Consider the following 15,641-nt stretch of genomic DNA (forward strand, 5'->3'; position numbering starts at 1 on the left):
ATGGAATGATACCATGAAAAACGAAAACAAGGCTCTTGCCACTACGAACAGCGCGTTTCTGGCGCTGAAGGACTTCAATCTGAACGACGCGCTCTCCGAGGAGCTTTCCGGCTTGTCCGGCAGCTTTGAGCGAATCAAAATCCCTGCCGGAGGCATGACGGTGTTCGAGATACCCGGCGAAAACCCCGACAGCCCCGAAACGGTCAAGGAGTTCTCCGCCATCATCCTGCATCATCACCCGCTGTATGCTTACTACACGGACAAGTATACCGGCGGCTCCAATCCTCCCGACTGCGGCAGCTTCGACGGTGTTATCGGCGAGGGCACCCCCGGCGGCGACTGCACCAAGTGTCCGTATAACAAATTCGGCTCCGGCGAGAACGGTGCCAAGGCGTGTAAGAACCGCCGCCGTATCTATCTGCTGCGAGAAGGCGAGATTTTCCCGATGATACTTTCACTGCCGACCGGCTCTCTCAAGGACTTTACCCGCTACATCATGCGCTTGCTTTCCAAGGGCAAGAAGTCCAACGCCGTGGTCACCAAGTTCGCGCTGAAGAAGGCGACCAACAACAGCGGCATCGCCTATTCTAAGGCGCATTTCTCGGTCGACCGCGATTTGACTGCCGAGGAGTACGCGCTCATCTCAGGGCTGACCGAGCAGGTCAAGACCTTCTCCACTCGCGTCGGCTACGATACCGAACCGGCTGCGGATACACCCGCCGTCAATGTTGACCCCGAAACCGGCGAGGTCATTGAGCCTCTCGCCTAAACACACCGCCGCGAAGGTCGGGTGGCAGCCGCTGCCCGACCTATAGCGGCAGATAGGAGCATGAACATGAGTTACAACCTTATATATACACCCGACGAGCTGCGCGAGTATATCAAGGGCGCGGGCGTTATCGCGTTTGACTTTGAAACTGCGCCTGACGATGCTTGGCGGGACGAGCCAAAGGCGGCGCTGGACGCGCACAAGGCGCACATCGTCGGCATCAGCCTTTCGGTATTGGAAGGTAGCGCGATATATTTGCCTATTGCCCATAAGGTCGGAAAAAATGTGCAGAGCCGCGATGAGCTTATGCAGTATCTCACGACCGCTGTGTTTGAAAACCCCGATGTCGTTAAGGTGGCACACAACCTGTCCTTTGAGGCGATGTTCCTGTATGCGCTGGGCATTGTTGTATGCGAGCCCTGCTATGACACCATCGCGGCGGCGCAGCTCACGCTCAAGAGCAAGTTTGAGTTTCGCGGGCTGTCGGACAGCGGTTTGAAGCTGCTCTCTACCTCACTTTTCGGCGCGAATATGCCGGATTTCAATACGGTGACGGCGGGACGGCATTTCGACGAGATGAACCCCGCCGAGCAGGAAACACTGCGCTATGCCAGTGCTGACAGTGATTACACTCTGCGGTTATACCACAAATTCAACGGCTGGTTTGCAAAAAACCTCCCACAGCATCGGGATATCGTGGAGCGGGTGGAATCACCGACGGCGATCTATGTCGGCATGATGAAATACAACGGCGTACCGATGAATACGGCAGCAATGCTGGAGCGACAAAAGGAAGCTGACGCAAAGCTCGTAGCGCTTCGTGCGGAAATCGATGAGATGACCGGCGGCGTGGACATCGGCGCAAACGCCTCGACCTCGGCGTTCAAGCAGTATCTGTATACCGACCTCGGATTGCCGGTGTTGAAAACCACGGAAAAGCATCAGGAGGCGGCGGACGACGCGACGATGATATTGCTCACGGAGTATTGCCACGAGAATCGCCCGGAGCTGGTGCGCCTGTTCGAGCTGGTGCAGGAATACCGTAAATGGAGCAAGCTCAAAAGCACCTACATCGACGGATATCTTCGCTGCGTCAACAGCGCCACGGGACGCATTCACCCCGACCTTATGCCGCTTGGCACCGAAACAGGGCGCTTTGCTTCCCGTAACCCCAACCTGCAAAACTGCCCCCGCAAGGATAACGACCCGATTGGAGTGAGAAAGTTCATCGCCGCGCCGGAGGGCAAGCTGCTCATTTCTCTGGATTTCTCCCAGATCGAGCTTCGTGTGGGCGCGTTTTACTGCCGCGACGAAAAGATGCTCGATACCTATCGTGCCGGAGGAGACATCCACGCGGCGACGACCTCGGTCATCTTTCATGTGCCGTTCAGCGAGGCAGTGGACAAGAATGCGCCACACTATAAGGAGCACCGCACCATCGCCAAGAATTGCAATTTTGGTGTGTTTTACGGACTTTTCCCCAGCGGACTGCAGAAAACGCTGAAGTTCAAGGCGGGTCTGGATATGTCGAAGGAAGCCTGTGCTGGCATCATCGACAATCTGAAAAGCGGCTATCCGCGCCTCACATACTGGCAGGACGAAACCAAGCAACGCGCTGCCAACACCTGCTATGCGGAAACGTGGCTCGGTCGTCGCCGCTACATCATCGGCATTCTTTCACAGGATTGGGGCAAGCACTCCTTCGCGGAGCGCTGCGCTATGAATACACCGATTCAGGGCACGGCGGCAGACATTCTGAAGCTGGCGATGGGGCGCATCGTCGCCGGTATAAAGGATCACCCGTGGCTCAAGCCGTTTCTGCAAATACACGACGAGCTGGTGTTCGAGATACCTGTGGACAAGCTCGACAAGGCGGTCGCCTTTGTAAAACAATGCATGGAGGTGCAGCCGTTCCCGGAGTTCGACGTGCCGATCATCGCGGAAGCCGCCTACGGCGAGAGCTTCGGCGAGTTGAAGGAAATGGAGGACGTGTGATGTGGATAGATAAACGAAATGCCGAGGGCTACAGTGACCCGACAACCTACGAGGCTATGCGAGGGCTGATGCGTGAGGACTTGCTACGTCGTTATGGGACGGAATACCGCCCGCTCGTTTTCATCTGCTCGCCCTTCGCCGGTGATATGGAGAAAAACACAGAGCGCACACGGGGCTATTGCCGCTTTGCCGTCGAGCAAAACGCGATACCGCTTGCGCCGCACCTGCTCTACCCGCAGTTTATGGATGAGCACGATCCTGACAGTCGCAAGCTGGGCTTGTTCTTCGGGCGGGTGCTGCTTGGAAAATGTCAGGAGCTGTGGGTGTTCGGAGATAAGGTATCCGAGGGCATGAGCTACGAAATCCGCAAGGCGCAGAAGCACAATATACCCATCAAGTATTTTACCGAGGAATGTGAGGTGAAAACGCTATGAGTAATCGCTGCGGCGGGAACTATCCACAGGAGCTACTTGACCGAAAGCAATGGGTCAACTGGAGACTCATTCCCGATAAGGACGGCGGCAAGGATAAAAAGATGCCGTACAATCCCATCACGGGCAAGGGCGCACAATCCAATAATCCCGCGACGTGGACGGACTACGCCACTGCCGCCGACGCACTGGAGCGCTATGGCTTTACGGGGCTGGGCTTTATGTTCTCGAAGGAGGATAACCTCGTGGGCGTGGACGTTGACCATTGCTACGACCCTGAAACGAAAACCTTTAATGAGACGGCGAAGGCAATCATTGCAAGGCAGCCCACCTTCATGGAGTTTTCGCCCTCCGGCACCGGCATTCATCTCTTCTTCAAGGGCGCGATGCCCGGTACCGGCAACAAGAATACCAAGACCGGCGTGGAGATGTACGAGCATACCCGGTATTTCACGATGACTGGAAAAGGGCTCGACGGAGCGACGGATACCATCGCCGAGGACAACGGTACGCTTAAGTGGATTCATGAAACCTACATCCGCGCCCCGAAAAAGCAGCAGCAAAGGAAGTCGAAAAAGAGCGCATCCGTGCAGCTGTCCGACGACGACCTTTTGGAGCTTGCTGGTGGAGCCGATAACGGCGAAGCGTTCTCAAAGCTCTGGGACGGCGATTGGCAGGATGCCTATTCGAGTCAATCGGAGGCGGATATGGCGCTGTGCTGTCGATTGGCATTCTGGTCGGGTAAGGACAAAGCGCAGATGGACAGGCTCTTTCGCCAGAGCGGGCTGTTTCGGGAAAAGTGGGACGCGAAGCATCATGCCAGCGGCGCGACCTATGGCGAGGAAACGCTGGACAAGGCTTGCGAGCTGACCGAGGATACCTATGCTCCCGGCAACGATGCGCCGGTGTTTGAGTACAAGGGTATGTATTTCCGCAGCAAAGGCGACAACATCTATCCCATCACCAACTTCGTATTCGTGCCGGTGGAAATGATTATCGCCGAGGAGGAAACGCAGCTCACCGCAGACCTTGTGACCGTGCGTGGCGAAACCTACCGCCTGACCTTTATGACGACGGACTTCGCCAATCAGCAGAAATTCAAGAATGCCCTCAACAAACGCACCATCGCTCTGAGCTATAACGGCTCGGACGGCGATTTGGAGCTGCTCAAGACATACATCTCGGAGCTGGAATGGAAAACGAAGCTCGGTGTCAAGGCGATGGGCATTTATGAGCACGGCAGCGAGATGGCTTTCGTCTCGGTCGAGGGCGCGGTGGACGAAAACGGCGCGGCGGTCGAGGACATCATTCAGCTGGACAAATACCGCAGCATTTGCAGCGACATTCTTGACGCGAAGCTCCTCACCGCGTCCCAACTTCAAAGGCTCGGTGAACAACTCATGTCCTACAATGAGCCAGCAAAGGTAGTGTCTATTCTGGCGTGGATATGCGGCTGCTTCATCAAGGAGCACCTGCGGAAGAAGAATGTCAAATACCCGCATCTCATGCTCATCGGCGAAGCCGGAAGCGGCAAGAGCAATACGCTGGAGCGGGTCATCATGCCGGTGTTCTCCAAGTCGAAAATCGTAGCGGCGGGACAAACGACCGCCTTTACGCTGATGAAGGACGCGGCGTCCTCCAACACCATACCGATGGCGCTGGACGAGTTCAAGCCCTCGAAAATCGACAGCTACCGGCTTGCGCCACTGCTGAACCATTTCCGTAACAGCTATGACGGTCAGGAGGGCATCCGTGGTCGTGCCGATCAGACGACCGTGAGCTATGAGCTGTTGGCTCCGCTCGTGGTCGCCGGTGAGGAATCGCCGGACGAGGCGGCTATTCGGGAGCGCAGCATCGAGCTGCTGTTCTCCAAGAAAGACCTGAAAACGGTCGAATATCGTGCGGCGTTCCAGAGGCTGTGCGCCAGTGCCGATTTACTCGGCGGTCTTGGGCATAGCTTACTGGGCATTGCGCTCAAGACTAAACCCGCAGAGTGCTATTCGTGGTACGAGGAGGCGCTGGGCGGCTTCAACAAGGAGCTGCCGTCGCGTGTCGTCAACAACCTCGCCTGTATGGTCGCAGGACTGCGGCTCATGGAAAAGCTGTGTTCCTCGCTCGGATTGACGTGGAACGAGATGTTTCCGTATGCCATCGCTCCCTGCACGAAGTACATCGAATATGCAGCGAAGGAATATCTGCTGGACGGTGGCACCAGCAACAAAAGCGTGGTCGAGCAAACGCTTGAGGTCATGTCGCGCATGGGTCTTGACCCAGAGAGCGAGTATGCCATATGCGACGGCGATGCCGTGCTGGCGCTTCGGCTCAACCCTGTATACGACAAATATACCAAGTACCGCAAGGACTATGCCGTTGCCGGTGAAACGCTGACCTACGCTCAGTTCAAACTGCAGCTTTCGCACTCGGACTATTTTCTCGAAAGCAACGTGCAAAAGCGCATTGGCTCCGAAAATCGGCGCGTTTGGACACTCAATTACGGGCTGCTGAAAGCGAGGTGCGACGTCTCCGGCTTCGAGCTCACGGAGGTAGAACCGCTATGACCGGCGGATTTGTAACTTCGCAAGCAAAAATGCAACTTCACGGAGGGCAAAAGTTACAGGAAAAGTTACGTCCGGAAGCCGCTATAAATAAGCACAATTTGAGTTTTTCTAATGTTTTGTAACTTTGTAACTTCTAAAATCAAGGGTATACACGCGAGAGCAACATCGATTCAATGCGCGAGCGCGCGTGTGCGCGTGAATATATGCACACCTCTATATTTCGAGGTTACGAAGTTACATTGGGCAAATAAGTTACAAGGAGGCAGGCAGTGGCTGAAAAAGAACTGGTGGCAAAAATCCTGCGTTATCTTAAGACCGTGCCGAGATGCTTTGCGTGGAAAGAACACGGCGGTATGTATGGCACGGCGGGCATCCCCGACATCATCGCCTGTATCGATGGACGATTTTACGCCTTTGAGGTCAAGACCCCCGAAGGCAAAACAACGAAACTGCAAGATGCAACTATCCGTAAAATCCTCGCCTGTGGCGGTACCGCTTCGGTCGTCCGCTCAGTCAGCGAGGTGCGAGCTGTGATAAGCGGCTCTCTGCAATGATTACGAAAACAACGCACCTGTGCTTTACATATACAACGCTACAACGCGGCATCGCTTCTTTGAAAAATATAAAAATAAGGAGCGTGTCCATATGAACGACAATTACAACAATCTCGCAAACGCCATTATCCTGCAGGCGGTCAAGGATTACCGCAAGGCGCTGCGCACCCTTTCCCTTTATCCCTACAACCGCGCAGCACAGTACGAGAGTCGGAGCATTGAGCAGTTCTTCCGCTCCGGCTGGTTTGGGGTGCTGACGCATATTGACCCGGAAATGCTCATCAAGAAGCTGAAATCGGAGGTGGCGGCATGACTACGAAAGAATATCTCGGACAGGCGTACCGCCTCGACCAGCGCATCAATTCCAAGCTGGAGCAGATCGCTTCATTGAATGAGCTGGCGACGAAATGCACTGGGGTGCTCACGGGTATGCCGCGCAATCCCAATCGCGGCACTTCTACGATGGCAGACGCTGTGGCGAAAATTGTTGACCTGCAAGCGGAGATCAACCGCGACATCGACCGCCTTGTTGACCTCAAGCGCGAGATGGTCAGCCTTATCAAGGCTGTGGACAACACCGAGTACCAGACGCTGCTGGAGCTGCGTTATCTGTGCTTCAAAACGTGGGAGCAGATTTCGGTTGATATGGGCTACAGCATCCAACATATCTATCGGTTGCGGGAGAAGGCTTACGATGAAATTCGTGTGCCGCCCGAAAGATGATAGGTTATGTTAGTAGATGTTCATGCTAAATTCTGATATGATATACTTAGCGAAATAGGAATAAGAGAGCCTTGTGGGAGCAATCCCTCAGGGCTTTTCTTATGCCCACGAGGAGGTGACATCATGCCAAGAAAACCACAGCGACCATGCCAGCATCCCGGCTGTCCGAAGCTGACAAGCGGTCTTTACTGCCCAGAGCATCAGCGACAGGCGGATTATCATTACAATCATTTCCAGCGTGAGCCGGAGACGAATAAAAGGTATGGTCGTGCGTGGAAGCGCATCCGCGACCGCTACATCAAGGCGCACCCGCTTTGTGAGGAATGTCAAAAGCAAGGCAGGCTGACACCCGCCGAGGAAGTGCATCACATCCTCCCGCTCAGTCACGGCGGCACCAACAACACAAATAATCTGATGGCGCTGTGCAAGCCTTGCCACTCGCGTATCACCGTGGAGATGGGCGACCGCTGGCACGAACGGTGAGGTCTGTATCACATTTTGATACAGACCAAAACATAATCACTTTGATCGAAAATATATTCACTCGGTCTTTGCCCCGGTGGGGGCATCTAAATCCTCAAAACTTTTAAAGGCGGACAGCGGCGTAGGGCTTCGTGTTGAAAAACGCAGTTTCAAAGGGTTGAATAGCCCAAGTTAAAAAGGAGTGTGATGAATATGGCAAAAGACGGCACCTGTAGAGGCGGTGCCAGAGTAGGTGCTGGCGCCAAAAAGAAGCCTCTCGCCGATAAAATATCCGCCGGTAATCCGGGTGGCAGGAAGCTGACGGTGATGGAGTTCACTGATGCGCCCGCGCTCGAAGGCTATGAAATGCCGGAGCCGAACAAGATGCTTTCGGCGGAGCAAAAGGATGGTACGACGCTTGCCGCTGGTGAAATATATAAAAACACATGGACATGGCTAAATGCGCGTGGCTGCGCGGCGCTGGTTTCCCCACAGCTTCTGGAACGTTACGCCATGAGTGTGGCGCGTTGGATTCAATGCGAGGAAGCGGTGTCGAGTTTCGGTTTCTTGGCGCGGCATCCTACCACCGGAAACGCAATACAAAGCCCATATGTAGCGATGGGACAAAACTACATGAGCCAGACCAACCGCCTGTGGTATGAGATCTTCCAGATTGTAAAGGAAAACTGCACCGGCGAATACAGCGGCGCGAATCCGCAGGATGATGTTATGGAGCGCCTGCTTACTGCGAGGAGGGGTAAATAGTGGACATACGGACATTAAAGCTGTTGGACTTGAATCCTGCAAAATATAACCCTCGCAAAGAGCTAAAGCCGGGCGACACAGAGTTTGAAAAGCTCAAGCGGTCTATCGAGAGCTTCGGATACGTCGAGCTCATCGTCGTAAACGAGGCGACGGGCTTCACGGTCATTTCTGGGCATCAGCGGCTTTCGGTTTTGAAAGCACTCGGTTATGACAGCGTGGAGTGCATCGTGTTGAGCCTTGATGCCACCCGCGAAAAGGCGCTCAACATCGCCATGAACAAAATCTCTGGCGAGTGGGACACGAAGAAGCTCGGAAATCTGCTGTCAGATTTGAAAGCTGAGGATTTCGACGTGACGCTGACCGGCTTCGATACCAGCGAGATCGGACTCATGCTCGGCGTCGATGATGAAATCGTTCAGGACGAAGTGCCGGAGATCGAGGCTGACGCTCCGACAATATGCCAGCCCGGAGACATTTTGCAACTCGGTCGGCACCGCTTGCTCTGCGGCAGAAGTACGGATAGAAACGATGTGGCGTTGCTCATGAATGGTCAACACAGTAAGCTGCTGTTCACCTCACCGCCATACAGCGATATGCGTGAGTACAACGGCGGTAAAGACCTGTCTGTTGAAAGCATCGCGCAGTTTCTTCCGTGCTACGAACCGTACACGGCGCTGCAAGCGGTCAATCTCGGCATCCAGCGTAAGGACGGTGAGGTTTATCCCTACTGGAACGCCTACATCGACGCGGCAAAGCAGGTCGGGCTGAAGCTGCTGGCGTGGAATGTGTGGGACAAGCTCACCTGCGGCAGCGTCGGACAGCAGAAAGCCATGATACCAATTCGACACGAGTGGATTTTCTGCTTTGGCAAAGAGCCGGTGCCGGTGAATCCCACATGGCGCAAAAAGGAAGCCAGCATCTACTCCGGTGGTCGCTACAACAAAATCCGTCAGGCGGACGGCTCCTTTCGCATTGCGCGGCGCGGCAATGAAACCGGCGCGTTCAAAAAGATGGAGAGTCTGCTGGAGTTGCCAGAACAAACCAGCCTCGAATCAGTCACAAAACAGCTCAGTGAAAAAGGCAAAATTCGCGCCGAGCACCCCGCCACCTTTCCCGTGGCGCTGCCTTCGGAATACATCGTCGCATTCACCGACGAGGGCGACATCGTGGTTGAGCCGTTTGGCGGCGCGGGTACAACGCTTATCGCTTGTGAGCAGCTTGACCGTAGCTGCTACATTATGGAGCTCGACGCGCACTACTGCGACGTTATCATAAAACGCTGGGAGAATTTCACCGGTAATACGGCTGTGAAAATAGAAAGGAAAAACTGATATGACTACTTACAAAACCGCCGAAAGTGTATGCATGGGGCACCCGGATAAGCTGTGCGACCTCATCGCCGACAGCATTCTGGACGCCTGTCTTAGAAAAGATAAATCCGCTCGTGTCGCCTGTGAAGTAATGGCGACCAAGGGCAAAATCATCGTTGCGGGCGAAATCACCTGCGACGGCAAAGTGGATATCCGTTGGGAGGTGCGCGAAGTCCTCCGAAAGGTCGGCTACAATCCGTGGAAGTTTACTGTCTTTGTGTTCGTACACAAGCAGAGCGCTGACATCAGCGCAGGAGTGACCACTGCGCTCGAAGCCAGAAACGGCAGCGAGGAACGTTACGCTTCCATCGGCTCTGGCGATCAAGGCACCGTTTACGGTTACGCCACCAACGAAACCCGCGAGATGCTGCCGCTTCCTCTGGTGTTGGCGCATCGTATTTGTAAACGCGTAGATACCGTACGCAAGGATAAAATCGTGAAAGGCATTCTGCCGGACGGCAAGGCGCAGGTCACGGTCGAATACGAGGATGGAAAGCCGAAGCGTGTGAAAACAATCGTAGTTTCCGTTCAGCATGAAGCAAGCAAGACACAGGAACAGCTTTATTCGGATATCAAGCAGAACGTGCTCTGGCAGTGCTTCGATGACTTTCCGTTTGATGATGACACAGAGATTTTCATCAATCCTTCCGGGCGATTCGTCGAGGGTGGTCCCGCTGCTGACACTGGCTTGACTGGTCGAAAGATGATGGTGGATACCTACGGTGGGCTTGCTCTCCACGGCGGAGGAGCGTTCAGTGGCAAAGACCCAACGAAGGTCGACCGCAGCGGCGCTTATATGGCGCGGTACATCGCAAAGAATATCGTCTGGAGCGGCCTCGCGGATAAATGCGGAGTCGCTCTTTCTTATGCCATTGGAAAGGCTGATCCCGTGGCTGTGGACATCGATACCTTTGGCACGAGCGCTCTTTCCAACGAGACTCTGCGTGAGATTATGATGTCCGTGTTCAATCTACGTCCGGCGGCGATCATCGAGAAACTGCGCCTGCGTAACGCCATCTACGAGGACACCGCGACCTACGGGCACTTCAATTCCTGCTTATTCCCGTGGGAGGATACCAGCATGAGGCTATACGACGAACTAAGAAAGGCGGCTGAAGCGTATGCAGATAGAAAAATTGAAAATTGAGCAGCTTATCCCGTCTGACTACAATCCACGTAAAGACCTGAAGCCCGGTGATGCCGAATACGATAAGCTCAAGCGCTCCATTGATCAGTTCGGCTACGTCGAGCCGCTCATATGGAATAAGACCACCGGGCGTGTCGTTGGCGGACATCAGCGTTTAAAGGTGCTCATCGATATGGGCATCACCGAGGTGGAATGTGTCGTCGTCGAGCTGACGGAGACAAAGGAAAAGGCGCTCAATGTGGCGCTCAATAAAATATCCGGCGATTGGGATAAAGATAAGCTGGCGCTGCTCATCGCTGACCTGCAAGGCTCTGATTTCGATGTTTCACTCACGGGCTTCGACCCGTCCGAACTGGATGACCTATTCAAAAGCAACATCAAGGATGGTTTGCACGATGACAATTTTGATGTTGATGAAGAGCTCAAGCAGCCGCCGGTCACTAAGCTCGGCGACCTCTGGACACTCGGTCGGCATCGGCTGGTTTGCGGAGACAGCACCAAAGCAGAAACTTTCGCCGTTCTTATGGATGACCGCAAGGCTAATCTGGTCATTACAGACCCGCCTTATAATGTAAACTACGAAGGCAGCGCCGGAAAAATCAAGAACGACAACATGGCAAACGATGCTTTTTACAATTTCCTGCTGGCAGCTTTTCAGAACACTGAGGCGGTCATGGCGGATGACGCCAGCATATACGTTTTTCATTCCGACACCGAAGGACTAAATTTTAGAAGAGCCTTTTCGGATGCCGGTTTTTATTTGTCCGGTTGCTGCATCTGGAAGAAGCAGTCGCTGGTGCTGGGGCGCTCCCCATATCAGTGGCAACACGAGCCTGTGCTATATGGCTGGAAGAAAACCGGCAAGCATCAGTGGTACAGTGGACGCAAGGAAACAACCATCTGGGAGTTCGACAAACCAAAGAAGAATGGCGACCACCCGACGATGAAGCCAATTCCGCTGCTGGCCTATCCTATTATGAACAGCAGCATGACAAACACGCTGGTGCTCGACCCCTTCGGTGGCTCTGGCTCCACGCTCATCGCCTGTGAACAGGCCGACCGCTCCTGCGCCACCATTGAGCTTGACGAGAAGTTTTGCGATGTTATCGTCAAGCGGTATATCGAGCAGGTCGGTGCGGCGGAGAAGGTATCCGTCCAGCGTGACGGACTGACCTACTCCTACGCTGAAGTGGCTGTAAAATCGGACTGAATCACACAAGCGCCGCCGCTTCTATTTGGTACATTTACATCGCGGAATTGTCTTGCTATTTACAGGCTTTAGAGTGATATATGTACGTACAAAAGCCGAAGCATCGGCTCAAAGAAAGGCGGCAGACACTATGAAAAACAAGGATTTTGAACTCAGGTACAACCTGACCGGCAGCGACCGCAAGCGGCTCGTAACAGCGATTGCGGAGATTTTGAACAGCCCTGCAAAGTACAAAGGCGCTCCTTCCTTCGGCTATGAGGTGGACTACTTCACCATCGACAAGAATGGCACGATCAGCTTCGACGACCGCGCCGACAGCGAGGAAATCGAAAAGCTTATCGAGCGGCTGCACGAGCAGGGCTTTGAAGCGGAACCGCGCTTCGAGGATTTGCATATGACCGAGGAAGAAGAACTGGGGCTTGGCAGACAGCACCGCGACCCGATTGGCGAAGATGGTATGCAGGCAAGCGATGTGCCGGATGAGGATATTGGGTTGGTCATCGAAATGCCCCGCTCCTCCTTTACCGACACTGCGCTCGAAAATCTCAAGCGGTTGGTGGAAAGCAAGAAAAGCCTCATAAGCAAGGCTCTCGGATGTAAAGACATCGACATTGACATTGTTGATGAGAAGGTACGGTTCCCGTGGTTTGAGGACGGTACCGACCCGGACGCGGTCAAGGCATACACACTTTTTATCACAGCGCTTTGCGAGATGGCAAAGACTCAAAAGCGCGTTACCGCAAAGGAAAAAGATACGGACAATGACAAGTACGCATTCCGCTGCTTTCTGCTCCGTCTGGGCTTCATTGGTGATGGGTACAAGGCGGCGCGAAAGATACTGCTCCGCAACCTTTCTGGAAGCGGCGCATTCAAGAGCGGAAACCCGAAGGTGCAGGAACTGGTCGAGTGCATCAATGCAGACGCCGGTCTCTATGATGACGTGATGAGCCTGCAGGACAAGGAGGTGTCTGACGATGAGGTTTCCAAGTAAGGAGCTGGTAGAGAGCCTCCGCAAGCGTTACCCGGTTGGGTGCCGTGTGGAGCTTGTCCGAATGGACGACCCGCAAGCACCACCAGTTGGCACCAAAGGCACCGTGCGCGGCGTGGACGACATCGGCTCGGTCATGGTGGCATGGGACAACGGCTGCGGCCTGTCCGTGGCTTACGGTGAGGACGCCTGCAAGGTGGTGAGCGGCGATGAGTGAAGCGGTCAAGGAGCAGATTCTCGCCATCCGCGACACTGGGCTGACGAATATGTTCGATGTCCGCACGGTGCAGCACATCGCCAACGACAGGAGCTTCTACGAGCTTGTGGTGTATCTGGAGGAGCATCGATACGAATACGCGCATTTCATTCTCACCGGCGAAGCGTAAACTACACAATTCCGGCGGCGAAATTCGCTGTAAAGATCGTATAGTTTATGCTGGTATATATCGCAGAATTGCCTTGCTATAGTGTGCTTTTAGAGCGATCATGTGTATGACAAAACAAAGGAGGCACACCCCACCATGACAGACAAACAGTTGAAACAATCAAAAAGCCAGCTCCCGCAGGGCGAGCGCTTCGACCGAGCCTACAGCGCCTTTGAAGGCGGCATCAGACTGATTTCCAAGAAAGCCGACGGTTCGGAAACCCGCTACAAAGTACACTTCGAAGCTGACGACAATGTTCGCATCGAACGGTTTTAAGGAGGGAGCGACCATGTGGAGAGAAGGAAGCCTGAAGGTTCACGACAGCATTTTTCACTATTGGATGAAGCAGTATGACGAGGGTTCGCAGTTTGGCATCGAAGGCGGCAGAATCAGCAAGCTGATGCTCAAGCGGAACGGCGAGGTTGTTTGTAACTACGACAGAGGCTGGGACATCGAGCCCGCCGACCCGGACACGCAGCTTGCATTGGAGATACTGCTTCAAGGTGAAAACCGCTAACCCGCACTAAATAAAATAGCCGAGGTCAGCCCTGCGTGGGGCTGTATCTCGTACAGATAGATTATGAAGGCACCGGAGGGTGTCTATTTTTATGCCCGAAAGGAGGCGGCGACCATTGCGAAAACTGAAAAAGTACAAACAGACGCGCTTCAAAACGCAGGATTCGACCTATGACAAAGAAGCCGCCGACTACGCTGTGGCGTTCATAGAATCGCTCTGTCACACCAAAGGCACATGGGCCGGAAAGCCATTCGAGCTTATTGACTGGCAGGAACAAATTATCCGTGACATCTTTGGAACACTGAAACCCAACGGTTACCGGCAGTTCAATACGGCCTATGTGGAGATACCAAAGAAGATGGGCAAAAGTGAGCTCGCGGCTGCTGTCGCCCTGCTGCTGACCTGTGGCGACAACGAAGAACGCGCCGAGGTTTATGGCTGTGCAGCTGACCGAAACCAAGCCTCCATCGTTTTCAATGTGGCGGCGGATATGGTGCGGATGTGTCCAGCTTTGTCGAAACGTGTCAAAATTCTCGACGCTACCAAGCGGCTCATCTTCCAGCCGACCGGCAGTATCTATCAGGTGCTTTCGGCCGATGTTGGCAACAAGCACGGCTTCAATACTCACGGCGTGGTGTTCGACGAGCTGCATACGCAACCGAATCGCAAGCTCTACGACGTAATGACCAAAGGCAGCGGCGATGCGAGAATGCAGCCGCTGTATTTTTTGATCACTACCGCCGGAGATAACCAGAACAGCATCTGCTGGGAGGTTCATCAAAAGGCGCTGGATATTATTGATGGAAGAAAGCATGACCCCACCTTCTACCCAGTAATTTACGGCGCAGCGCAAGAAGATGATTGGACTGACCCCAAGGTGTGGAAGAAGGCAAATCCCTCTCTCGGCATCACAGTCGGCATGGATAAGGTTAAGGCGGCGTTTGAATCAGCTCGGCAGAATCCCGCCGAGGAGAACAGTTTCCGGCAGCTTCGCCTCAACCAGTGGGTAAAACAAGCGGTTCGCTGGATGCCGATGGACAAATGGGATAAATGCGCTTTTGCCGTCGACGCGGAAGCTCTCGAAGGTCGTGTCTGTTACGGCGGACTTGACCTTTCCAGCAGCACCGACATCACGGCTTTTGTGCTTGTATTTCCACCCGGTGACGAGGATGACAAGTACTGCGTTCTGCCGTACTTCTGGATACCAGAGGATAATATCGACCTGCGTGTTCGGCGCGACCATGTAAATTATGATGTTTGGAAAAAACAGGGCTTTCTGCAAACTACTGAGGGCAATGTGGTACATTACGGCTATATCGAGCAGTTCATTGAATCCCTCGGTGAGAAATACAACATCCGTGAGATAGCTTTTGACCGCTGGGGCGCTGTGCAAATGACGCAAAACCTCGAAACGCTCGGCTTCTCCGTCGTTCCTTTCGGACAAGGCTTTAAAGATATGTCTCCACCGACCAAGGAACTCATGAAGCTAACACTGGAGGAAAAAATCGCTCACGGCGGCCACCCCATCTTACGCTGGATGATGGACAACATATATATCCGCACCGACCCTGCAGGAAATATCAAGGCGGACAAGGAGAAATCAACCGAAAAGATAGACGGCGCGGTCGCTACCATTATGGCGCTCGACCGTGCAATTCGGTGCGGTAACGATTCGGGCGAGAGTGTTTATGACAAACGCGGTTTGCTCATTTGGTAAGGAGGTAAAA

18 protein-coding genes are annotated in these 15,641 nt (G+C 53.9%); all 18 read left to right on the forward strand.

Annotated elements, in window-relative coordinates; translation table 11 throughout:
- Positions 1–13: 13 nt before the first annotated feature.
- The 18 genes from BUB85_RS05125 to BUB85_RS05210 all read left to right on the forward strand — a co-directional run bounded on the left by BUB85_RS05125 (position 14) and on the right by BUB85_RS05210 (position 15,631).
- Positions 14–769, forward strand: a complete 756-nt coding sequence (locus BUB85_RS05125; RefSeq protein ID WP_073106367.1) for a hypothetical protein — start codon at positions 14–16, stop codon at positions 767–769.
- A 66-nt stretch (positions 770–835) separates the two neighbouring features.
- Positions 836–2,764 carry a bifunctional 3'-5' exonuclease/DNA polymerase gene (locus BUB85_RS05130; protein ID WP_073106373.1) on the forward strand — a complete coding sequence of 643 codons (1,929 nt, stop codon included), beginning with the start codon at positions 836–838 and terminating at the stop codon, positions 2,762–2,764.
- Complete coding sequence (locus BUB85_RS05135) at positions 2,764–3,198, forward strand: DUF7768 domain-containing protein (protein WP_073106379.1); 435 nt, start codon at positions 2,764–2,766, stop codon at positions 3,196–3,198. The genes BUB85_RS05130 and BUB85_RS05135 overlap by 1 nt, the downstream gene beginning before the upstream one ends.
- Positions 3,195–5,753, forward strand: a complete 2,559-nt coding sequence (locus BUB85_RS05140) for a phage NrS-1 polymerase family protein (RefSeq protein WP_073106384.1) — start codon at positions 3,195–3,197, stop codon at positions 5,751–5,753. Before BUB85_RS05135 ends, BUB85_RS05140 begins: the two co-directional genes overlap by 4 nt.
- Positions 5,754–6,022: 269 nt before the next feature.
- Positions 6,023–6,307 (forward strand): VRR-NUC domain-containing protein, encoded by a 285-nt coding sequence (locus BUB85_RS05145; protein WP_073106388.1) that lies wholly within the window; start codon positions 6,023–6,025, stop codon positions 6,305–6,307.
- 91 nt (positions 6,308–6,398) lie between these two features.
- Positions 6,399–6,620, forward strand: coding sequence for a hypothetical protein (locus BUB85_RS05150; protein ID WP_073106392.1), 222 nt, complete (start codon positions 6,399–6,401; stop codon positions 6,618–6,620).
- On the forward strand, positions 6,617–7,030 hold the full coding sequence (locus BUB85_RS05155; RefSeq protein ID WP_073106397.1) for a DUF1492 domain-containing protein: 414 nt from the start codon (positions 6,617–6,619) through the stop codon (positions 7,028–7,030). Before BUB85_RS05150 ends, BUB85_RS05155 begins: the two co-directional genes overlap by 4 nt.
- Positions 7,031–7,153: 123 nt before the next feature.
- A complete protein-coding gene (locus tag BUB85_RS05160; RefSeq protein WP_073106402.1) occupies positions 7,154–7,513 on the forward strand; it encodes an HNH endonuclease in 360 nt (119 codons plus the stop codon).
- Between the two features lie 192 nt (positions 7,514–7,705).
- The gene (locus tag BUB85_RS05165) at positions 7,706–8,257 is read left to right on the forward strand and encodes a P27 family phage terminase small subunit (RefSeq protein WP_073106406.1); all 552 of its coding nucleotides are present in this window, start codon (positions 7,706–7,708) and stop codon (positions 8,255–8,257) included.
- Positions 8,257–9,588, forward strand: coding sequence for a site-specific DNA-methyltransferase (locus BUB85_RS05170; protein ID WP_073106410.1), 1,332 nt, complete (start codon positions 8,257–8,259; stop codon positions 9,586–9,588). Before BUB85_RS05165 ends, BUB85_RS05170 begins: the two co-directional genes overlap by 1 nt.
- A gap of 1 nt (position 9,589) precedes the next feature.
- Positions 9,590–10,774, forward strand: a complete 1,185-nt coding sequence (metK, locus tag BUB85_RS05175) for a methionine adenosyltransferase (protein ID WP_073106414.1) — start codon at positions 9,590–9,592, stop codon at positions 10,772–10,774.
- Positions 10,749–11,984, forward strand: a complete 1,236-nt coding sequence (locus tag BUB85_RS05180; protein WP_073106420.1) for a site-specific DNA-methyltransferase — start codon at positions 10,749–10,751, stop codon at positions 11,982–11,984. The genes metK and BUB85_RS05180 overlap by 26 nt, the downstream gene beginning before the upstream one ends.
- A 73-nt stretch (positions 11,985–12,057) precedes the next feature.
- The gene (locus BUB85_RS05185; protein WP_330392233.1) at positions 12,058–12,975 is read left to right on the forward strand and encodes a virulence protein; all 918 of its coding nucleotides are present in this window, start codon (positions 12,058–12,060) and stop codon (positions 12,973–12,975) included.
- Positions 12,959–13,189, forward strand: coding sequence for a DUF4314 domain-containing protein (locus BUB85_RS05190; RefSeq protein WP_073106425.1), 231 nt, complete (start codon positions 12,959–12,961; stop codon positions 13,187–13,189). The genes BUB85_RS05185 and BUB85_RS05190 overlap by 17 nt, the downstream gene beginning before the upstream one ends.
- A complete protein-coding gene (locus BUB85_RS05195; RefSeq protein ID WP_073106428.1) occupies positions 13,182–13,358 on the forward strand; it encodes a DUF5049 domain-containing protein in 177 nt (58 codons plus the stop codon). Before BUB85_RS05190 ends, BUB85_RS05195 begins: the two co-directional genes overlap by 8 nt.
- 135 nt (positions 13,359–13,493) lie before the next feature.
- Positions 13,494–13,673: a hypothetical protein gene (locus BUB85_RS05200; RefSeq protein ID WP_073106431.1), complete on the forward strand. Its 180-nt coding sequence runs from the start codon at positions 13,494–13,496 to the stop codon at positions 13,671–13,673.
- A 13-nt stretch (positions 13,674–13,686) separates the two neighbouring features.
- Complete coding sequence (locus tag BUB85_RS05205) at positions 13,687–13,914, forward strand: DUF7678 domain-containing protein (protein WP_073106444.1); 228 nt, start codon at positions 13,687–13,689, stop codon at positions 13,912–13,914.
- 91 nt (positions 13,915–14,005) lie between these two features.
- Positions 14,006–15,631 carry a terminase large subunit gene (locus BUB85_RS05210; RefSeq protein ID WP_073106448.1) on the forward strand — a complete coding sequence of 542 codons (1,626 nt, stop codon included), beginning with the start codon at positions 14,006–14,008 and terminating at the stop codon, positions 15,629–15,631.
- Positions 15,632–15,641: the final 10 nt, after the last annotated feature.

Origin of the sequence: Hespellia stercorisuis DSM 15480, from assembly GCF_900142165.1 — a bacterium.
In the GTDB taxonomy this organism is placed as follows: Bacteria; Bacillota; Clostridia; order Lachnospirales; family Lachnospiraceae; genus Hespellia; species Hespellia stercorisuis.

Bases quoted from the DNA above. Each gene is read 5' to 3' on its own strand.
- BUB85_RS05125 (WP_073106367.1), top strand. From the start codon at position 14: ATGAAAAACGAAAACAAGGCTCTTGCCACTACGAACAGCGCGTTTCTG.
- BUB85_RS05130 (WP_073106373.1), top strand. From the start codon at position 836: ATGAGTTACAACCTTATATATACACCCGACGAGCTGCGCGAGTATATC.
- BUB85_RS05135 (WP_073106379.1), top strand. From the start codon at position 2,764: ATGTGGATAGATAAACGAAATGCCGAGGGCTACAGTGACCCGACAACC.
- BUB85_RS05140 (WP_073106384.1), top strand. From the start codon at position 3,195: ATGAGTAATCGCTGCGGCGGGAACTATCCACAGGAGCTACTTGACCGA.
- BUB85_RS05150 (WP_073106392.1), top strand. From the start codon at position 6,399: ATGAACGACAATTACAACAATCTCGCAAACGCCATTATCCTGCAGGCG.
- BUB85_RS05155 (WP_073106397.1), top strand. From the start codon at position 6,617: ATGACTACGAAAGAATATCTCGGACAGGCGTACCGCCTCGACCAGCGC.
- BUB85_RS05160 (WP_073106402.1), top strand. From the start codon at position 7,154: ATGCCAAGAAAACCACAGCGACCATGCCAGCATCCCGGCTGTCCGAAG.
- BUB85_RS05165 (WP_073106406.1), top strand. From the start codon at position 7,706: ATGGCAAAAGACGGCACCTGTAGAGGCGGTGCCAGAGTAGGTGCTGGC.
- metK (WP_073106414.1), top strand. From the start codon at position 9,590: ATGACTACTTACAAAACCGCCGAAAGTGTATGCATGGGGCACCCGGAT.
- BUB85_RS05180 (WP_073106420.1), top strand. From the start codon at position 10,749: ATGCAGATAGAAAAATTGAAAATTGAGCAGCTTATCCCGTCTGACTAC.
- BUB85_RS05190 (WP_073106425.1), top strand. From the start codon at position 12,959: ATGAGGTTTCCAAGTAAGGAGCTGGTAGAGAGCCTCCGCAAGCGTTAC.
- BUB85_RS05195 (WP_073106428.1), top strand. From the start codon at position 13,182: ATGAGTGAAGCGGTCAAGGAGCAGATTCTCGCCATCCGCGACACTGGG.
- BUB85_RS05200 (WP_073106431.1), top strand. From the start codon at position 13,494: ATGACAGACAAACAGTTGAAACAATCAAAAAGCCAGCTCCCGCAGGGC.
- BUB85_RS05205 (WP_073106444.1), top strand. From the start codon at position 13,687: ATGTGGAGAGAAGGAAGCCTGAAGGTTCACGACAGCATTTTTCACTAT.
- BUB85_RS05210 (WP_073106448.1), top strand. From the start codon at position 14,006: ATGCCCGAAAGGAGGCGGCGACCATTGCGAAAACTGAAAAAGTACAAA.